Origin of the sequence: Streptomyces xantholiticus, from assembly GCF_014651015.1 — a bacterium.
Lineage (GTDB): Bacteria > Actinomycetota > Actinomycetes > Streptomycetales > Streptomycetaceae > Streptomyces > Streptomyces xantholiticus.
The window spans coordinates 1-18432 of record NZ_BMWB01000037.1 but is presented as its reverse complement, the minus strand read 5'-3'; the positions used below and the strand labels follow the sequence as shown (position 1 = coordinate 18432).

Sequence of the window (18432 nt, the reverse complement as noted above, 5' to 3'; positions counted from 1 at the left end):
CACCCGACCGCGTCCCTGCCTCCACCGCAAATATGGAAACTTACCCAATGGACGCGCCGAGCGGTCCGCAACGATGCCGCGAACAGACCCGAGAGGCCTTCGGATGAGTATCCCCGCCCTGCAGACGTTAACCCTCGCCGACGACCTGAGCATCACTCGGATGGGATACGGCGCGATGCAGCTGACCGGTCCCGGTGTCTTCGGACCGCCCAAGGATCGCACTCGGGCGATCGCCGTGCTGCGCGCAGCGGTCGAGCTCGGCATCACCCACATCGACACCAGCGACTTCTACGGGCCGACTATCGTCAACAAACTGATCAAGGAGGCCCTGCACCCCTACCCGGCCGGTCTACACATCGTCACCAAGGTCGGCGTCCGCCGCAGCGCCACCGGCGGCTGGATCACCTCCCTGGACCCCGCCGACCTCAAGGCCCAGGTCTACGAGAATCTCCGGCACCTCGGCCTGGAGACCCTGGACGTGGTCAACCTGCGCACGGCCGCATTCGACGGTGACGGGTCCTCCATCGCCGAGTCGTTCGGCACCTTGGCCGGCCTGCGTGAGCAGGGCCTGATCCGTCACCTCGGCCTCAGCGGGATCACCGACGCGCAGCTCACCCAGGCCCAGGCCATCGCCCCCGTGGTCACTGTGCAGAACCGGTACAACCTGGTCGACCGCGCCGACGACGACCTCGTCGATCGCTGCGCCAAGGAGCACATCGCCTACGCCGCGTTTTTCCCCCTTGGCGGCGGATTCCACCCACTGCGGTCACGGACCCTGCGCGACGTCGCCCGCCGCCTTGGCGCCTCCGAGCAGCAGGTGGCGCTCGCCTGGCTGCTGCAGCGCTCGCCGTCGACGGTGCTGATCCCCGGAACCTCCTGCGTCGCTCACCTGCGGGAGAACATCGCCGCGGCTGACCTGCAACTGCCCGACGAGGCGATCGCCGAACTCAACGCCATCGGGCAGTGACCCTGTGGGCCCTTGTGGTCAAAGACCTCAACGCCAAGCTCCGCGCCTACATCGACGGCTGGAACGACCGCGCCCACCATTCACCTGGACCAAGACAGCAGACGACATCCTCAAGAAGGCCAACCGTAAGAAGATCTCAAGCGCGGAGCGCTAGTCGACGACAACTCGAATAAGACCAGCAGGATCACGCGACACTAGAGAAGGCGGCAACCAATGAAAATTCGAGACCTCCACAACGAATTCACCGCGGACCGCGCCGCCGCCGAGCGTGCCTACTATGGGAAATTCCTCACTCTCGAGGGAATCTCAATCCGAACGGGCGAAAGCCAATATGGTACGCCGGTGGTGGATGTGTCAGATGTCCCCGGAGGCCCCCACCTCGCCATCTTCGTGCTGCCGTTTGACCACCGAATTAAGGAATCATTCCGGCTTGTGCGAAGCGTCCCCCTGGGCGTCACCGTCACCGTCAAGGGAGAATGTCGGGTCTTCAGCGAGGACGGAACAGTGCTGGTCATCAAGCAGTGCGAACTCCTCACCCCATGAGTCCCTGCGGGTCATTTCCCAGAGCGGTAAACGACCGGCACACGTGAGGTCAATCCAAGCTTGATCTTTAGCCTGCGCGGCATGCACTGTTTCGCCTGGCAGGGCTTCGGCAAAAGTCGGCTGTCCGGTTCATGACGGTCTGTCGGGCAGGGTGGGCCGGGAAGCGTGACAGGCACGGTCTCCCGGATCATGGACTTCTCTACGCCCCGTGATCCGAGTGGAAGACCGTGCCTGCGCATCATCGCCGATATCGCCCGCTCTTGACCAGCTCCGCGAGGCAGCGCCGATGCTGCCCGGCGAGGCTCCGGGCCTGCTGGAACGTCTCGCCGAGGTACCGGACCCGCGTGATCCGCGCGGGGTGCGCCACCCGCTGGCCGTCGCCCTGGCCGCGTGCGCGGTCCTGGCCGGGGCCACCTCCCTGCTGGCGGTAGGCGAGTGGATCGCCGACGCGCCCGCCCACGTGCTCGCCCAGCTCGGCGTCCGCCCCGATCCGGTGCTCCCGCCCGGCAACGGCCCTCCGAGTCCGCGGTGCGGCGGCTGCCGGCCCGGATCGACGGCGACGCCCTCGACGCGGCGGTCGGGCGCTGGCTCACGGACCGCCGCCCCCATACGGCCGGGCCGCGCGCGCCGGCCGTGGACGGCAAGAGCCTGCGGAGCGCCGCGAAGGCCGGCGGCCGGAAGATCCACCTGCTCACCGCCCGGGACCACGCCACCGGCCTGGTCCTGGCCCAGCTCGACGTCGGCGACAAAGACCAGCGAGATCCCCCGCTTCCAGCCGCTGCTGGACACGGTCGCCGACCTCGCCGGGGTCGTGGTGAGCGCCGACGCCCTGCACACCCAGCGCGAGCACGCCGCCTACCTGCTGGGACGCCAGGCCCACTACATCGTCATCGTCAAGGGCAACAAGAAGAAGCTCCGCAGGCGCCTCAAGTCCCTTCCCTGGAAGGACATCCCGCTCCAGGGCCGGGTCCGGGGCTCAGGCCACGGCCGCGCGGAGATCCGCCGGATCAAGGTGGCCACCGTGAACAACCTGCTGTTCCCCGGGGCCCGGCAGGCCATCCAGATCAAGCGGCGGCGCACCGACCGCAGGACCGGCAAGACCACGATCACCACCGTCTACGCGGTCACCAGCCTGACGGCCGAACAGGCCACCCCCGCCCAGCTCGCCAAACTGATCAAGGGGCACTGGCAGGTCCAAGCCCTGCACCACGTCCGCGGCACCACCTTCGCCGAGGACGCCTCCCAGCTGCGGACCGGCAATGCGCCCCGTGCCATGGCCAGCTGCCGCAACCTCTCCATCGGCGCGCTCAAGCTCGCCGGGGCCGTCAACATCGCCGCCGGCCTCCGCCGCAACGCCCGCAACCCACACCGACCCCTCGCACTCCTCGGCCTCGGATGATCACAAACCGGACGCATCCCGACTACGCTGAAGCCCTGGGGGCGTTGAGGGTGCGTGAATATCCACCACCCGGACGGTCGCCGATGGAACGAGTCCGTCAATATTGCGTGATAAAGGCCGCTCGGATCACCGGCCGCCTTTACTTGCAGAGACATAGCCGCTCGTTCCGAAGCGATCGCCCTTCGAAGCGCTCGAGAAGAACGCATGACCGCGGACACGGCCGACCCGCTCGCCAACATTGACAGTGAGGACGCACACGGGTTCGCGTCATACACGAGAAATGGAACAGTCAGTGACCACCAATCGCACCCTCGTCATTGTCGCCCACCCGAACCTCGCGGAATCCCGTGGCAACGCCACCTGGCTCGCCGGGATCAAGGACTTGGACAACGTCACCGTCCACGACCTCTACCAGACTTACCCCGATTTCAAGATCGATGCCGCACGCGAGCAGCAGCTGCTGCGCGAGCACGACACCGTCGTTCTCCAGTTCCCGGTCTACTGGTACAGCGTAACCCCGCTGCTCAAGGCCTGGTTCGACGCGGTGCTGGTTCACGGTTTCGCCTTCACCTTCGACGGTTCCGCCTCCGCGCTGCAGGGCAAGAAGGCTTGGCTGGCCGTCACGGTCGGCAGCACCCTGGAGACCTACGCCGCGGAAGGCCTCGCCCGACGGACCCTCGAGGAGTACCTCGCCCCGGTCGCTCAAACGCTGGAGTTCTGCCAGCTTGACTATCAGGGTTTTCACTCCGTCTACGGCATGATTTTCGACCCGCTGGACGAGGACCTCGTCCTGAACGCCAAGGAATACCGCAGGCTCATCGCGACCAGTGAGACGCCGGTCGGCTGACCTCGATTATTCGTGAATTCTTAGAGTTTCACGATCAATCACGATGTTTACTCCGGGGCCCAGCCCCAGGCCGCGCGTTCCTGCATGTCACCGCCGCTTCCTTCGCTGAACTCGACGGAAGTTCAGCGAAGGAAACTCGACTCAGGCTCGGTGAAGCAGTCTTGAAACCCTACGGGCGGCGGCCGAACCAACTCCTCCTGTGCTTGCCGACAATGCCATCCGTGCAGGTCACCCGCAGGGCAAAGGTTCCGATCTTCATGCCGGTTCGGCGATGATCGCCGGCTGTGTGTCTACGATTCGTGTTTCTTCTGACGCTGCGGCTACCCGTGTGGCTGCGGCTCTCACGACGTTCGGCGGCCTGGAAAGACGCGGAGATCCTTCTCTTTCGCCACCAGGTCGCGCGGCTCGAGCGTCGCGTGACCGCGCGCCCGAAGCTACGGCGACGGCCACCGGCGGTGGCCTCGAACCCACGGCTCCGGACGGCGGGCCCCTCGTCGTCCGGCTCTCGGTCCGCCCCCGGCGGACCTGCGCGGACCAGGACTGCGTTCCCCCGGCGCGGTCCTGGTCCGCCCCGACGGCGTGATCAGCGCGGCCGGCCCGTCCACCGACCCGGACCTGCGTCGGCGGGTTGCCCCTCCCGGCCACCGACTCCGACCGCACCTCCCAGCACCTGCATTGTCGGCTGGGAGCACTCGATGCCCGGTTCTGGGGCCACGCGTCGTAACTCCCGGCGGCCGACCTCGCGACCTGCTGGTCACCTACGCGGACCGGGCGATGACGCCCCGCGGCTCGACCGCGGTCACAGGCAAAGGAGACTGTGACTGAGTATTCAGCCGGCGAGTTAGCAGTCGATCTGGTGAGAACCGTGGTGGCGGTCAGCAGCGCAGGCCGACGATGCCCCAGCCGCGGCGCTCTGCCTCCGTGACCACCTCGCCCCAGTCGGTGAGGAGGTCGGCAAACGCCTCGAAGGTCGTGATCCATCCGCGGGGCTCCGCGGCGTGGCGGTCGAACGGCTCACGCAGAGATTCCAGTTGGGGTGCCGCCTGCCGCCACCATCCTGCGATCAGCGGCACGTGATCGGGGGGACACCACAGCATCAGGTCCGGGTCGTTCCAGGTGCCTGGCCGATCCGGCCCGTGCCAGCCCCGGTGGTGTCCTCCAGGCGATGCCAGAACAGCGCGTCGTTGAATCGGTCCAGTACGTCGCGCACCTTCGACTCGACGAAGTCGCGCATGTGGTCCCAGCGGTGACCGGCCCAAAAGTGCGGCTTGTACGAGCCGAACGTGTTCCGCAAGGCATACCTGCCGTACCAGTCCTCACCCGGCTGCGCAGGCCACGACCAGCCATGCTCGAAGAGGTGGTCTCTATCCGCCGTCCCGAAGGCGGCATCGATGAGCAAGTCTTCCCGGTCGCCGGCCGCGGCTGCCTCCACTCGCAGCCAGTCCACGATCAGCACCTCTATCCCCACACCCATCACGCCAGCGTAGGGCAGGAGGTAGCTGGCAAGCTTCGTATCTCTTCCTGGGCCGCATCGGTGGCCTCCTGACGAGCGACAAGGAGAGTCCCGGCAAGCCGGCAACCCTGAGCGCCATGGACGCCGCCTGCGGCGGTTCACGGTGGCGCAGCCAGTACCTGGAGGCGGCCGACAGCCGAGATGCTGTCCAGCGTGTCACTCACGGCTTCGTAGAGCGTGTCCGCCAAGCCATCGGTGCCGGTGCGGCCGCGATCGAGGTCCGCAACGTCAGGGAGCTCCACAAACCGGGCGTGACCAGCTGCAACGGAGTAGGCAAAGTACGAGAGCTCCGAGTAACTCAAAGGGGCTCCATTTGGCCCCGCTTGGCTACGGAAAGCCACTGACGTACACGGTCGAACTCCCGAGTCGGGTTCTTATCAGGCCCGGTGGCGTGCCGCGCACACGCTCGGTCTCCTTGACGGCGTTCTGAACGGCGACACGGACGGGATGCTGCACGCCGGGGAGTACGACCCGCAGTCGGGCGAGACCCACGGCAAGGTCGTCGTGGAGATGGTCCTGGATCCCCCCGGGCACGTGCGCCTGCCGCTTGCCGACGATGAGATCGTTGACCGGGCGGTGGCCATCCAAGGACTCGCCGCACGCGACGTACGGCTGTTGACGTGCGACACGAGTCAGCACACCCGAGGCCGGGCCGCCGGCCTGAAGGTGACCAAGGTGCCGACGAAGGATCCCGGGCCCGAACCCGACTGGGAGGCACAGAACACGCCCGGCAACGGGACCCGCGCCAAGCGGCGGGAGCGGCAGGCCGCGGAGGCGTGACGGGCTTAGTGGTCACCCACGGGCCGGCTCCCACGTAGGCGATGTCGGCAAGGACGGGGACGCCCTGGCGCTCGCAGATCCGGATGATCCGGTGGGCCCGCGTTGCGGTAGGTCGTGCGCGCGGCCCGGCAGTGCGGGTGAGATCCACAGCAGCCGGCCGTCCGGGTCTGTCACCTGCTGCACGTTCCCACCATGGCGGCGGTGCTTGGCGGAGTAGTCGGTCCGGCCCTCGCTGGCCCGGTCGCACTCCGCGAGAGTGCCGTCGAGCAGGACGTAGTCAGGTTCGGTCTCTCACAGCACCTTGAGCAGGCCCGGTGCACGCTCTGCGAGCAGGCCGATCACCGCGGTGCTGTAGGCGTGGGCAGTGCCCACCGAGATACCGAAGCCAACGGCGATCTGGGCGAGCGTGTCGTGCTTGCGCAGGTACACCAGGGCGACCAGCGCACGCTGGTGCGGCGCGAGTTTGCAGCGGCGGTCACCCTCGCGGGTGACGATGAGCATCGTGACCCACTCGACCAGGGCGTGGGGCAGGTCGAGTGCGGCAGAATACGGAATCAACGCGGCTCCTGTGCTTGTGGGGTTGAGACTTCGAACCTCTCCCAACGGCATGGGAGCCTCGTGCGTTGCGCACACCGCCAGCATCACCCGATCAGCGACCGCGCTGCAAAGCCTCACTGTCCTGGGGAAGTCCGAAAAGAGCCGTCGACGGTGGCGCCGGTTCGCCGCGGTCCGGCGGTGGCCGGGCCGCGGCGAGGGCTGGCCGACGGCCGGGGATCAGGATCCGGTGAGGGAGATGGCCACGTCCGTGATGTTCAGTGGGAACTGGCCGATGGATGTGGCCTGGCCGGTGAAGACGTTGATGCTGTACAGCGAGGGGGTACTGGCGCCGTACGGGGTGAGGGAGGCGAAGGCGGCGTTGTCGACCGCCTTCCCGCCGGACAGGGTGCTGCAGATGTCCATGCCGGCGTTGATCCCGGCGTCGATGCCGAGGCTGCCGGTCGGGGCGAGCGTGCCGTTGTTCGCCGGAGACTGGAGGACGACCTGGTCGCTGGTCGTGTTGATGTCGACCAGCGTGGTCACGGTGGCCGCGTTGAGGTCGTTGTTCGTGTAGGCGGCGGCCGAGACACCTTTGGTCGTGCCCTCGATCGGCGGGGTGGTGAGGTTAAGGTCCTGGATGGTCTTGTGGTCGCTGAGGTTGTGCCGCAGGTTCTGGCCGTTGTCGCTGATCACGCGCAGGCGGTCGGCCGCCGGGTTGAAGTCGACACCGAAGTTCGCGCCGTTCAGCGCGTACTGGAGCTGGGACACCTTGGTGACCACGACGTCCGTGGTGGTCGGTGGGGTCTTGATCGTGTAGATGCCGCCCTTGTTGCCGACGCCGTACATCAGGCCGTCCTGCACCCGGAAGTCGATCCCGATCAGGCCCGTGTCGCCGCTGAGGCCGGTGACGACCCTGACCCAGTCGAGGACCTGCGGCCGGTCGGTCGTGAACGTGGCCATCAGGGTGCCATCACCGCTGATCCCGAACGCGCGCAGGCTGGGCGTGGCGGCGGGGGCGGCCGAGCCGGTGCCCGGTGTGCCGAGCATGAACGCCGTCGACGTGACCACGACCGCGACCGCCGCCATGATTCTCCTTCTCGTGCCTGCTTTCATCGGAGTTTCCCTCCCTTTTGGGCGAGCGCCATGCGAGGCGCCTGGCTGAGAATTCCCTACTCCCGCCCGTACTGATTACCGCAGTCATGCCGGAGTAGCGCCGGAATGATTCCGGCGGTGTTCCTCCCACGGGCGTTGTACACGGTTCCCATTAAGGTCGATTCATAGCTCCTCCACAAGCAGAAGGGTTGACGAGAACGTCCCGATCCGGGAATTTTGCGCACTGTGACAAAAGCCCAGTCGATATACTTGCCGCCGTCTTGTGCGGAGTGATGAACGCCGTCCGGATCTCGTCTGTCGGCCGTTCGTCCTGAATGACATGCTCGCGGTCATGGGGAGCCTCTTCGCCGAGCTGACCCGGCAGGCGTCGACCAACGCCCGCCGTGAGGTCGAGACATACACACGTGAGATCCCGGAGTTCGGGTTCCTGGACAAGGACCCCCGGGCACGGGCCGAGACGCTGGAACACTCGATGTGGTTCCGGCGTCGTACCGTCGAACTGTCACCGGACAACAGCGAGTTGAACGGAGACGATCTCGGCTACATCGCGTCGATGGGGGAGCTGCGGGCAAGTGCCGGGGTGTCGCTCGACGCGCGGCAGCAGGTGCTGCGCGTGCACACCGCGCTCATGCTGCGTGAGATCAACGAGGCGACCGAGGCCCAGCGCGGCGGAGGTGTCGACGAACTCATGCGCATGATGACCTGGTTCGCCCCGCAGGGCGAACGCGGCATCGGTGCCTACCGCCAGGGATTCGTGCGCGTACTGCGCCGCCGAATTCCGTATACCGAGCAGGTCGCCCTGCTGGCCCGGTCATTGCTGAAAGAAGATCCGTTTTCGGCGGAACTCGCCGCGGCCGTCGACATGGAACTGCCGGATCACTGCACGGTGACGGTGTTCCGGCTTCCGGACCGGCCCACCATCGATCGTTTCCTGGAAAACGAGATCGGGGCGCTGGTGAAGAGCCACCGGGCGCCGGTCATGTGGGGACCGGAGGGCGGCGACGGGAGCGGTGAGCTGATCGCCCTGCTTCCCCTGTTCTCCGGCGCCACGGCAGCGGAAAATGCACCGCCGCATGTTGTTCCCGACCTCTTACCCGACCTCTTACCCGACCTCACCCCCGACCACCTGCCGGATCTCGTACGGGACTTCGCCCGCGCCCTCGGCCGCCCCTGCGCCGTCGGCACGGCCACCGCACCGCTGCCGGAGCTGGCCGACGCTCTGGACCGCGCCCGGCGGATCAGCCGGGCAGCCCCGCTGCGCCGGGCGTCCGCTCGGCTGCGGCCGCACACCATGGCAGATGTGTTCATCGAACTCGCCGTCGCGGATGTGCCGTTCGTCGACGACTGGCTCCGCACGGTGGCCCGTCGCCTGGAGACCGGCCCCGACCTCCTCGCCACTCTCGACGCGTACTACCGCCACGACATGCACCGCGGTGCCACGGCGACCGCGCTCAACGTCCACACCCGCACCCTGGACTACCGCCTGCGCCGGGTCCGCGAGCTCACGAGTATCGCCCCTGGCTCCACACGGGGTGTGCGCACGCTCAGTGCCGTCGTCACCCGGCGCCTGTCGGGAGCGTGGCGCTGAACGCGGCGGGCGCCGTTTCCTCACCGCCGGCGATACGGAACCTGTCAAGCCAAATGAGACAGTTGAGAGGCCGTTCTCTTTCCGAACCTCGTGTGATGTCTTCGCTGGTCAGGCATGAAGTAGCTGCTGCTGCGGGAGCCTCGGCTTGTTGCTGGCGAGAGGTCGTGGAGGTGGCGAATGCCGTCGATGTGGGCGGTTCTGGAAACGCGGCAGAAGGCCGCAGCTGTGCAGGTGAAGCAACTCGAAGATGAGTTGGAACGCGTGCGTGCCGCTCTGGCGGACGCGGAAGAGGTGCACCGGCGCCGGGTGATCGGCCTCGAGCAGTACTTGGAGGCGCTGGCCGAGGAGGAGGCACCCGTCCACGTGACCGGCGAGGTGTCGCGGAGGAAGCCGGTCGGACCGCGACGGGCGGTGCCTCACCGCCGACACGCGACCGACGTGCAGGAGCTGTCGCCGGACTACCAGGCGTTGATGGCCGCCGCGGCCGATGCGGGAGGCGACGGGCTCGGTGCCCGGCGGGCAGCGGTGGTACTGGGCTGGGACAGTGCGTCCGCCTCCCCCGTCGAAGGAGCCAGGGCACGGCTGAAGCGGCTGGTGGAACGAGGCTGGCTGGTAGAGAAGAAGCCAGGCAGGTTCACGCTGCCTCTGTCGGAGCAGGAACCTGGTGCCGGGCGGCCAGGCGGCGGCTCATGAGCATGGCCATCGACCACAGAATGACGGCTTCGCTCGTGTCGGTGCGAACTCCGAGCTGCGTTGCACTCCAGTCGATGAGGCGGCCGGTGTATCCGCCGTCGGCCCAGACCCGTGCCAGCCGCTCGAAGCGGTCCTTGGCTGCCAGCAGCAGGATGCGGGCGGCGTCCCGGTCGGTGGTCGACGCCGGCGTGACCAGCACGGCCAGCAGCAGACCGAGGGTGTCGGTGAGCAGGTGCCGCTTGCGTCCGTTGATCTTCTTCCCGGCGTCGAAGCCCCGCGAGATCAGGGCGACGGTGGCGTCCGCCTTCACCGACTGCGAGTCCACGACCGCCGCACTCGGATCCTGGTCACGACCTTCCGCATCGCGGACGGCACCACGTAGCCGGTCATGCAGTTCGGCGACCAGCCCCGCATCCCGCCATCGGGCGAAGAAGGCGTAGACCCGTGGCCAGGGCGGGAAGTCACAGGGCATCGCCCGCCCCTTGATGCCGTTGTCGACGAGGTAGCGGATCGCGTCGATCATCTGCCGGTGGCAGTAGCCTTCCAGCCGCCCGCCCCGGCCGGCCAGCCATCCCGGAACCGGTAGCAAGTCACGCACCACGGCCCACTCGGCATCGCTCATGTCCGAGCTGTACCGGGTCCGGCGCTCCGGCTGGTCGGCTGCGTTCCCGAACCTGTGGGCGAGGCAGTCACACCCAGGAGTGGACGGACTGGACCCCGCAACCGCGACCACGCGACACTTCGACAACAGGGCCTCTTGGTTCTCGCTGGACTCGACATCCGCGAGCTACCAAGAGGCCCTTCTTCCATGCCTCCGCACCGGCAGACTCACCCGTACCAGGCCCCCGTTCGAACCCCACCGACCATGCGAGCGGAAGGAGAACAGCCAGTTAGGCGTGGGGGCTGTTCGTCAAGGTTGGTGAACGAGGCAGCGGAGCTGCTGTAGAAGAGGTTTGTCCTCCAAGACATCCTCGCTACAGGAGCTCCGCTGTTGGAACAGGTTGCCATAACCAGGACGGTCGGGGTAGCGGACGGGGTGTTCGCGCCGGGGTATATCGGTGAGCTGACCCGGATCGTCCCGTTCGAGATGGTCGACGAGGTGCTGGCGGAGACCGGGGCGGTGCAGCGCAGGATCCGTTTGGTGCCGGCGCGGGTCACGGTGTACCTGCTGCTGGCCGGAGCGCTCTTCAACGGGCTGGGATACCGGCAGGTCTTCGACCGGCTGTGCGCCGGGCTGTCGGGCCTGGCAACGGTCCGGCCCGGCGGTAGCGCTCTTCGCCAGGCCCGCCAGCGGCTGGGGCCGGCACCGATGAAAGCACTGTTCCGCCTGGTGAGCGGACCTGCGGCCACGACCGCTGCCGCCGGGCGGTGGCGGGGTTTGAGAGTCGTCGCGGTCGACGGCACCCTGCTGTCGGTTCCGGATTGTCCGGCCAACCTCGCGGTGTTCACCCGGCAGCGGCTCGGCAACGGGATCTCGGGTTATCCGTAGCTGCGTCTGGCCGCGCTGGTGGCCTGCGGGACCCGGTCGGTGATCGGGGCCGTGTTCGGTCCGGCCGCAACCGGTGAGCTGGAGTACGCCCGTCGCTTGGCGGCGGACCTGCGGCCCGGGATGCTGCCGCTGGGCGACCGGAACTTCGCCGCCGCCGCACTGCTGAACCAGATGGCCGCCACCGGCGCCGATCTGCTGGTGCGCTGCAAGGCCAACCGGAAGCTGCCGACGGTGGCCCGCTGCCGCGACGGCTCGACGCTGACCTGCCGGCTGCTGACCACCCTCACCGACCCCGCTACCCACCCGGCCGGTGAACTCGTCCGGCTCCACCACGAGCGCTGGGAGATCGAGACGGCGTATGCGGAGCTGAAGTCGACAGTCCTGGGCGGGCGCGTCCTGCGTGCCCGCACCCCGGACGGCATCGAGCAGGAAGTCTGGGCCCTGCTGACCGCCTACCAGGCATTACGCACGGCGATGACCGACGCCACCGACAGCGTCCCGGGCACCGACCCGGACCGGGCCCGCGCGATCTCCAAATACAACGCACGCGGACCCGCCATCGACCGCACCACCTACAAAGCCACCATCAGCATCGCCATACTCACAAGCGACCCTTGACACCCCCAGCCCCGCCCCAACTGAACGGCGTTGGGTCTAGGAGTGCTGCCCCCGGCTGGGTCGTCGACAGGTCGCTCGCGTGGATCATGCACGCGCGCCGCCACGCGAGGGACTACGAACGGCCATCCAGCACTTCGAGACGCTGATCACCTGGGCCGCCATCACCCTCATGACCAGGGGCCTTGCCCGGCAACGCGCCACCCCCAGCTGGCAAAGGAAAGCCCCAGCTACGACGGCCAGATGACTATGCCGTCACGCACCACCAGCGGCTCGGGCTGACGCTCTTCATAGAACCGGGTCCATCCCAGGTGGACGCTGCCATCGGGGCGTCGGTGAAAATCGCCAGCCTTGTTCGCAAGCCAAGCGAGCAGTTCGCCAGTGCGCTCGAAGTCTTCGGGATGGATCTCCTGCCGGCTGGTCAGAGCCCAGGCATTACGCCGGGTGTCCTGCTTGCGCAACAGGACCGAGACAAGGGCACCGTCCACCTTGGACGCCTCGCCGTGGTGGCCCAGAAGAGGCTCAGGATGGTCCTCAACGATGAGCTCGCCGTGATGATCCTCCACCACAAACGGAAAATCGGTCACGATTTGGAGGACCTTCGGCTGGGGGCCCAGCCCGAGGTGCCACTGGACCTCGGCGAGTTCCTCCTCCGACAATTCGTCGCGCAGGTCCAGCGTGAGCATGAGTTCAAAGATGTCAGCCATAGCCGCACACGCTAGTGCTGTGACCACATAGGTTCACCGGGTCGATAAGTACGGCATCAGTCGGCTTGCTCCGCGTACGGCTGGGGTGCGCCCCGATACTCTGCACGCCGTGATCAACGCAAATGCGAGCCTTGACGGTGCTGATGTTGCGATAGCTGCGGCACGTGCCGGTGCGGAGGCTGTCCGCGCCAGGTACGGGCGGCGGCTTACTCGCATCGATAAGGGGGCCGGGGACTTCGCTGCGCCGCATACGTCACCGATGGTGGTGACCTGGCCGGGAGCGTGCACTTCGCGGCCGGCATTGCTCTGTGCCAGGCCGCTGGTTGTGTCGTCACCGGAATCGACGGCGCTTCGATCGGGCAGGCGGGCCGTGGGCTCGTAGTGGCCGCGGACGCTGAGACTCACGGGCTGCTGTTGTCGATGATCCGCGGTCGAGGCTAGTGCTGTGACCTCGTAGATTTCGGCGGGTTTGATCGGGCTGCTGCTTGGAGTGGTCGTCCTCCCCAGCGGATGCGCTTCTCGCTGCGGACGCGGGCGCGTTCGCGTCGCTGGGCGGCCAGGACGTCGGGGTGCCGGGCATTCTGGGGCTTGGCCCGCTCCGCCCTCGCGCAGGGCGGGGCGGCGAGGCAGGCCAGGCTGTTGCTGCCCCGTCTCATGACGAGCTCCCTCCGCCTCCGTCCCCCATGGAGAATGTCTGACCCGATGCGCCACCGCCGTGGTCGGCCGGGTCGACAGGAGTCTTCCAGTAGCTGTCACTGCCATGCTGACGCTCGCGCCGCACGTCGATGGCCCACTGGACCGCTCCGTAGAGTACGACGACCGCCGCGAAACCGCCGATCACCACCCACATCTCCACTGGTGCCACCTCGCCTCAGCTCCCAGGGGTCCGCGGCCAACCGCAAACTCATATCCTGGTTCACGGGGTCAGCGTCCCCCGCGTACCACCGTGTTACTGCCCATTTGAGCAAGCTCAGAGGTGCCCCCGCGCGAGCCCGTCTCGCCAGCGGTTGAGTCAGGTGTCGCGGTGAAGCATGGGACCATCCCCGCGCGCGCGGGGATGGTCCCGACGAGCTGGTCAACGACCCGATATTCGCCCCCTGCTCCCCGCCCGCGCGGGGATGGGTCCCCCGTGTTCGGCGCCGAAGGCCAGGGGGCATCGACTGCCAATGCAGTTGCCTTAACGACCGAGCGGTCGCGGAGCTGCGGAAGCTGGTGGAGACGGCCAGCCGTATCCAGTTCGCGATCGGCGACTACGCGCTGGAAGTCGAGCCGATGCGCGAGTACGGCGGCCAGGAGCGGAGCGAGGCGCCGTTCACGGTGAAGGAGTCGCTGTTCCGGCTGGCCGAGGACATCGGGGTGTCGTACTCGATGGTGAACCAGACGAGGTGGACGGCGTCCAGGTGGCCGCAGGATCGCCGGGTCGCGGGCGTCTCCTACACGGTCCACCGGATTCTGGCGGGGATCGCGGACGAGGAGGAGCGGTTCGAGGCGATCGGCACCCCGCCGGCGGGGAAGTCGCGGTGGACGCCGGATGAGGCGAACCGGCGGGCCGGGCGTCAGGTCGTCAAGCCGGTCACCCCGCAGGAGAAGGTCAGCGCGATCCACACGCTCGCCAAGGACGAGGAGGTCGCAGCGACGGTGACCGGGGACCTGCTGCGCCGTCCGGCCGTGGTCGCGCAAGTCAAGCCGGCCAACAAGGTGAGGGCGGTGGAGGAGCTGTCCCGCGAGGACGAGGTCGCTGCCGCGATCGCTCCGGACATCCTGCGGCGCCCCGCGGTCGTCGCGAAGGTCAAGGCGGTCGACAAGGTGAAGGTCGTCGAGGAGCTGACCCGGGACGAGACCGTCGCCGCGGAGGTGACCACAGGGCTGCTGCGTCGTCCGGGCGTCGCGTTCAAGGCGATGGGCGACGACACCGCCCGCCACCAGGTCAACCGCGCCCAGGTCGAACGCGGCCAGCAGGCCCGCGAGGACTTCGAGGAGAACAACCCTCTCGCCCCGGCGATCCGTGCGATCGACCGGTCGGTGGAGTTCCTCGACCTCGTCACCGCCTGCCACGCGTTTGTCGCGGCGGTCGGCCGCGTGGTCCCGGGCCTGCGCGATCGGCAGCTCGGTGACGACGAACGCGTCCTGGTCCACGAGAACGTCGCCCGGGTGCGGGCCACCCTCGACTGGATCGAGACGGCCGTCGACACCGGGAAGGTCGACGTCGACGGCGAACTGGCCCGGCTCCTGCAAGGCGAGTAGCCGGTGCCACGCGCTTCCGAGCGCAGATCGGCGGCCTCCCAGCGGCACGCCGACACCGTCCGGTTCGTTCTCTTCGAGGCCCGCCCGGCCGGGCTGACCTTCCCCCAGCTCGTCCGTTCCGGCGAGCTAACGCCCAGCCAGACTCGCGCGGGCCTGGCCTGCCTGCGCGACATCATCGCCGAACGGGGCTGGCCGCCCCTGATCTGGACGAAGCAGGACGGCTACCGGTTCTGCACCGACACCGCCGAACTCCAGGCATACGAACTCTCGATCGTGAGGGAGAAGCTCACCGAGATCCGCCGGTTCATCACCGCCGTCGTCGGCCCGCACGCCGCTCTCCAGCCGAAAGGACGGTGGATCAAACACCTCAACACCCAGCTCAGCTCGGTCGAGTCCACGCTCGACGTCATCACCGAGTACATCGACACCTGACCGGGTTGGGGGACGGCTGCGCCGTCCCTCACCCTCGAATTCGGAAGGGAGGCCGAGTTGCCCCGGCACCGCTGCTACCCCTCCGACACCTACGACGACGAATGGGCCCTCATCGAACCCTCCTCCCGCCACCGGCCTGCGAGTCCCCCAAGAGGGGACGCCCCGAGAAACACCCACGCCGCGAGGTCGTCGACGCCATCCGCTACGTCGTGGACACCGGATGCAAATGGAGAGCCCTGCCCAGGGACTTCCCGCCCTGGCGGACCTGCTACAACTTCATGGCCCGCTGGGCAGCCGCCGGAGTCGTCGGACAGATCCGCGACCAGCTGCGCAAACGCATCCGCCGCGAGATGGGCCGAGCCCCCGGCGCGGTCGCCACCGTCATCGACTCCCAGTCCGTCAAGGCCGCCGAGACCGTCGGGCGCGACTCGCGCGGCTACGACGGCGCCAAGAAAATCAACGGACGCAAGCGACACCTGGTCGTCGACACCAAGGGCCTGCCACTGTTCGTGATGGTCACCCCGGCCGACACGACCGACCGCGACGCCGCGAAGGAAGTCCTGTTCAGGCTGCGGCTGATGCACCCTGAGATCACCATCGTCTGGGCCGACTCCGGCTATGCCGGACAGCTCGTGACCTGGGTGAAGGCCCACCTAAACCTGACGCTCAAGACCATCAGCCGTCCGAAGGACGCCACCGGATTCGTCATCCTTGTCGGCGTACAAGTGAACGTGGCCCTGGCAAGATTTCCGTGAAGTTGGGGTGTGCCACCGTGCGCCGGTGACACTCCGTCACGGGAAGCGGCATTGTCGACGAGTGTGATGACCTCGTACGGATCGTGTCTCCGCACCTCGATGCGGTGCGGGTGGAACGGGTGTGGGTGGCGGGCGGCGTGGTCCGTATCGCGGCCTGCACCCGGGAGTTGACGGTGGCGTGTCCGGACTGTGGTCGCGGTTCCGCGCGGGCGCACAGTCGCTATAGCCGCACGCTGGCCGATGCCGCTGTCGGCGGCCGCCCGGTCGTGATCGGGCTGTCGGTGCGGCGTTTGTTCTGCGACGGCCCGGGCTGTGGTCGGCGTACGTTCGTTGAGCAGGTGGAGGGGCTGACGGTGCGCTATCAGCGCCGCAGCCCGCTGCTGCAGCACCTGGTGCAGATGGCCGGGGTGCTGATCGCCGGCCGCGGTGGCGCCCGGCTCCTGCAGATTCTGAAGGTGCCGTTGTCGCGGACGAGCGTTCTGTTCCACTTGATGCGCTTGCCGCTTCCGGCGGCAGCGACTCCACGGGTGCTGGGCGTGGACGACTTCGCGCTGTACGCGGACGCCTACGGAACCCTGCTGGTGGTTGCCGAGTCCCGGCTGCCGATCGAGCTGTGGGCCGGGCGCGACGCCGAGCAGCTGGCCGCCTGGCTGCGGACGCATCCCGGTGTTGAGGTCGTCTGCCGGGACGGCTCGCTGGTCTACCGGCAGGGCATCACAGACGGCGCCCCGGACGCGGTGCAGGTCAGCGACCGCTTCCACCTGTGGCAGGGCCTGTCGAAGCGGGTCGGGGACATTGCCGCCGCACACCGCAGCTGCCTGCCCGCAGCAGTTCCCGATCCTGAAGCGGCACCGCCACCACCGAGCCCAACGGCACCGTCCGACCAGGCCGACACCCGTGCCCGCCGCCACGCGAAGAACCTCTTCGAGGCGGTGCACGCGGTGACCGACACCGGCATCTCACTCCACGCCGCAGCCCACCAGCTGGGCTTGAACAGGCGCACCGTGCGCAAATACGCGCGAGCCGCCACCTGGCAGGAATGCGTACGCCGCACCCCTTCCCGCCGGCCCACCAGCCTCGATCCGTACCTGGAGTACCTGCGGCAGCGGTGGGAGGAGGGCGAGCACACCGCGACAGTGCTGCACCAGGAGATCGTCGCCAAGGGCTACCGGGGCCACTACCAGCGCGTCAAGATGGCCATCGCGCCGCTGCGCCGGGGCCTGCCGATCGATACACCGCGCGAGCGGCCGCCCTCGCCCCGGCAGGTCGCCCGCTGGATCACCACCGCGCCATCCCGGCGTGGCCTGCACGCCACCGAGGCACTCAGGCGGCTACTCGAGCACTGCCCGGAACGGGACCAAACCCACGAACTGGTACGTCAGTTCGCCGCCATGCTCGACTCCCGCGACGCCACCTTGCTGGCGCACTGGCTCGAGCAACGCGCGACCTCCCGCCTCCCCGCCCTGGTCAGCCTGGCCCACGCCATCCGCGAGGACCAGCCCGCGGTCGTGCAAGGCATCACCACCCCGTTCAACTCCGGCGTCAACGAAGGCCGCATCACCGATCTGAAGCTCCAGAAGCGGATCATGGCCGGACACGCAGGGGTCCCGCTGCTCCGCCACCGCGTCATCCTCATGGCCCTGCTCCGACGCCGCTTCCCGTGACGGAGTGTCACCGGCGCACGGTGGCACACCCCAACTTCACGGAAATCTTGCCAGGGCCACTCAGACGCGTACGCGGACAATCCTGCCCCGTCGCTGGGTTGTGGAGCGGAGCCTGGCCTGGATCACGCACGCCCGCCGTCACGCCCGGGACTACGAACGGCTCATCCAGCACTCGGAATCTTTGATCACCTGGGCCGCGATCACACTGATGACCAGGCGCATCACCCGCCGGTCCTCCCGCAGGAGCACACAGCCCGCCTCGTATGAGGCCAACCGCGACTAATCGTTCTCAAGTTCACGGTCGGCAACGCCACCAGGACCGGCCCGTCCTCCCGGCCGGGAGCCTACTTTCCCACGAACTTCCCTGAAGCCGCAGACTGTTCAGTCTCTGAGTCGCCGCACGGCTCTACAGGTGAGAAGTGAGACTGCTCGGCAGGTAATTTCTGACGCCAGCGACGCGGTGGTGGAAGCGCCCGGGTGCTAGTGTCCTGCGCCGGAGATCCGTCGGCAGAAGCGGGCGAGGGATTCGAGGATTTCTTCGGCGGT

18 protein-coding genes and 6 pseudogenes are annotated in these 18432 nt (G+C 67.9%); 16 read left to right on the top strand and 8 right to left on the bottom strand.

Features of this window, described 5'->3' with window-relative positions; genetic code table 11:
* The first annotated feature begins 103 nt into the window (after window positions 1-103).
* From IE198_RS32470 to IE198_RS32455, 4 genes and pseudogenes are all read left to right on the top strand, one after another.
* Window positions 104-967: an oxidoreductase gene (locus IE198_RS32470; protein ID WP_189893183.1), complete on the top strand. Its 864-nt coding sequence runs from the start codon at window positions 104-106 to the stop codon at window positions 965-967.
* Window positions 968-1180: 213 nt separating this feature from the next.
* Window positions 1181-1510, top strand: a complete 330-nt coding sequence (locus IE198_RS32465) for an OB-fold protein (protein WP_189473819.1) — start codon at window positions 1181-1183, stop codon at window positions 1508-1510.
* Between the two features lie 286 nt (window positions 1511-1796).
* Window positions 1797-2750: pseudogene (locus IE198_RS32460) on the top strand (ISAs1 family transposase); the annotation flags it as partial.
* A 439-nt stretch (window positions 2751-3189) separates the two neighbouring features.
* A complete protein-coding gene (locus tag IE198_RS32455; RefSeq protein ID WP_189893181.1) occupies window positions 3190-3756 on the top strand; it encodes an NAD(P)H-dependent oxidoreductase in 567 nt (188 codons plus the stop codon).
* Window positions 3757-4631: 875 nt separating this feature from the next.
* Here the strand turns inward: IE198_RS32455 and IE198_RS32450 are convergent.
* The 3 genes from IE198_RS32450 to IE198_RS35860 all read right to left on the bottom strand — a co-directional run bounded on the left by IE198_RS32450 (window position 4632) and on the right by IE198_RS35860 (window position 5571).
* Window positions 4632-4829, bottom strand: a complete 198-nt coding sequence (locus IE198_RS32450; protein WP_189893179.1) for a hypothetical protein — start codon at window positions 4827-4829, stop codon at window positions 4632-4634.
* Between the two features lie 23 nt (window positions 4830-4852).
* Complete coding sequence (locus IE198_RS32445) at window positions 4853-5230, bottom strand: hypothetical protein (protein WP_189893177.1); 378 nt, start codon at window positions 5228-5230, stop codon at window positions 4853-4855.
* A gap of 137 nt (window positions 5231-5367) precedes the next feature.
* A complete protein-coding gene (locus IE198_RS35860; protein ID WP_229834713.1) occupies window positions 5368-5571 on the bottom strand; it encodes a hypothetical protein in 204 nt (67 codons plus the stop codon).
* A gap of 145 nt (window positions 5572-5716) precedes the next feature.
* Between IE198_RS35860 and IE198_RS32440 the strand changes: the two genes are divergently transcribed.
* Window positions 5717-6049, top strand: a complete 333-nt coding sequence (locus IE198_RS32440) for a hypothetical protein (RefSeq protein WP_229834709.1) — start codon at window positions 5717-5719, stop codon at window positions 6047-6049.
* On the opposite strand, the pseudogene IE198_RS32435 reads toward IE198_RS32440, so the two are convergent.
* Both IE198_RS32435 and IE198_RS32430 read right to left on the bottom strand, forming a co-directional pair.
* Window positions 6039-6607, bottom strand: a pseudogene (locus tag IE198_RS32435) (transposase); the annotation flags it as partial. The gene IE198_RS32440 and the pseudogene IE198_RS32435 overlap by 11 nt on opposite strands.
* Window positions 6608-6823: 216 nt before the next feature.
* A complete protein-coding gene (locus tag IE198_RS32430) occupies window positions 6824-7672 on the bottom strand; it encodes a DUF4394 domain-containing protein (RefSeq protein WP_189893175.1) in 849 nt (282 codons plus the stop codon).
* Between the two features lie 358 nt (window positions 7673-8030).
* On the opposite strand from IE198_RS32430, the gene IE198_RS32425 reads away from it, so the two are divergent.
* Together IE198_RS32425 and IE198_RS32420 are read left to right on the top strand one after the other, a co-directional pair.
* The gene (locus IE198_RS32425) at window positions 8031-9287 is read left to right on the top strand and encodes a PucR family transcriptional regulator (protein WP_189893173.1); all 1257 of its coding nucleotides are present in this window, start codon (window positions 8031-8033) and stop codon (window positions 9285-9287) included.
* A gap of 186 nt (window positions 9288-9473) precedes the next feature.
* The gene (locus tag IE198_RS32420) at window positions 9474-9980 is read left to right on the top strand and encodes a hypothetical protein (RefSeq protein ID WP_189893248.1); all 507 of its coding nucleotides are present in this window, start codon (window positions 9474-9476) and stop codon (window positions 9978-9980) included.
* Here the strand turns inward: IE198_RS32420 and IE198_RS32415 are convergent.
* Window positions 9922-10602 (bottom strand): IS5 family transposase, encoded by a 681-nt coding sequence (locus IE198_RS32415; RefSeq protein ID WP_189893170.1) that lies wholly within the window; start codon window positions 10600-10602, stop codon window positions 9922-9924. The genes IE198_RS32420 and IE198_RS32415 overlap by 59 nt on opposite strands.
* A 369-nt stretch (window positions 10603-10971) precedes the next feature.
* Here IE198_RS32415 and IE198_RS35855 point away from each other — a divergent pair, with 369 nt between their 5' ends.
* The 3 genes and pseudogenes from IE198_RS35855 to IE198_RS32405 all read left to right on the top strand — a co-directional run.
* Window positions 10972-11469, top strand: a complete 498-nt coding sequence (locus tag IE198_RS35855) for a transposase domain-containing protein (protein WP_229834696.1) — start codon at window positions 10972-10974, stop codon at window positions 11467-11469.
* An 18-nt stretch (window positions 11470-11487) separates the two neighbouring features.
* On the top strand, window positions 11488-12087 hold the full coding sequence (locus IE198_RS35850; protein ID WP_268246519.1) for a transposase: 600 nt from the start codon (window positions 11488-11490) through the stop codon (window positions 12085-12087).
* A 56-nt stretch (window positions 12088-12143) separates the two neighbouring features.
* Window positions 12144-12319: pseudogene (locus tag IE198_RS32405) on the top strand (IS5-like element IS4811 family transposase); the annotation flags it as partial.
* Here IE198_RS32405 and IE198_RS32400 read toward each other — a convergent pair.
* On the bottom strand, window positions 12315-12791 hold the full coding sequence (locus IE198_RS32400) for a hypothetical protein (RefSeq protein ID WP_189893168.1): 477 nt from the start codon (window positions 12789-12791) through the stop codon (window positions 12315-12317). The pseudogene IE198_RS32405 and the gene IE198_RS32400 overlap by 5 nt on opposite strands.
* Before the next feature lie 243 nt (window positions 12792-13034).
* Here IE198_RS32400 and IE198_RS36455 point away from each other — a divergent pair.
* Window positions 13035-13232, top strand: a pseudogene (locus IE198_RS36455) (inositol monophosphatase family protein); the annotation flags it as partial.
* A 211-nt stretch (window positions 13233-13443) separates the two neighbouring features.
* Here IE198_RS36455 and IE198_RS32395 read toward each other — a convergent pair.
* On the bottom strand, window positions 13444-13647 hold the full coding sequence (locus IE198_RS32395; RefSeq protein WP_229834690.1) for a hypothetical protein: 204 nt from the start codon (window positions 13645-13647) through the stop codon (window positions 13444-13446).
* Between the two features lie 299 nt (window positions 13648-13946).
* Between IE198_RS32395 and IE198_RS32390 the strand changes: the two genes are divergently transcribed.
* From IE198_RS32390 to IE198_RS32370, 5 genes and pseudogenes are all read left to right on the top strand, one after another.
* Window positions 13947-15035, top strand: a complete 1089-nt coding sequence (locus tag IE198_RS32390; protein ID WP_189893246.1) for a DUF6192 family protein — start codon at window positions 13947-13949, stop codon at window positions 15033-15035.
* A 3-nt stretch (window positions 15036-15038) separates the two neighbouring features.
* Window positions 15039-15467, top strand: a complete 429-nt coding sequence (locus tag IE198_RS32385; RefSeq protein WP_189893165.1) for a RacP protein — start codon at window positions 15039-15041, stop codon at window positions 15465-15467.
* Between the two features lie 57 nt (window positions 15468-15524).
* Window positions 15525-16180, top strand: a pseudogene (locus IE198_RS32380) (IS5 family transposase); the annotation flags it as partial.
* Window positions 16181-16305: 125 nt separating this feature from the next.
* Window positions 16306-17886: an ISL3 family transposase gene (locus tag IE198_RS32375; RefSeq protein WP_229834687.1), complete on the top strand. Its 1581-nt coding sequence runs from the start codon at window positions 16306-16308 to the stop codon at window positions 17884-17886.
* Between the two features lie 4 nt (window positions 17887-17890).
* Window positions 17891-18115: pseudogene (locus IE198_RS32370) on the top strand (transposase); the annotation flags it as partial.
* Window positions 18116-18432: the final 317 nt, after the last annotated feature.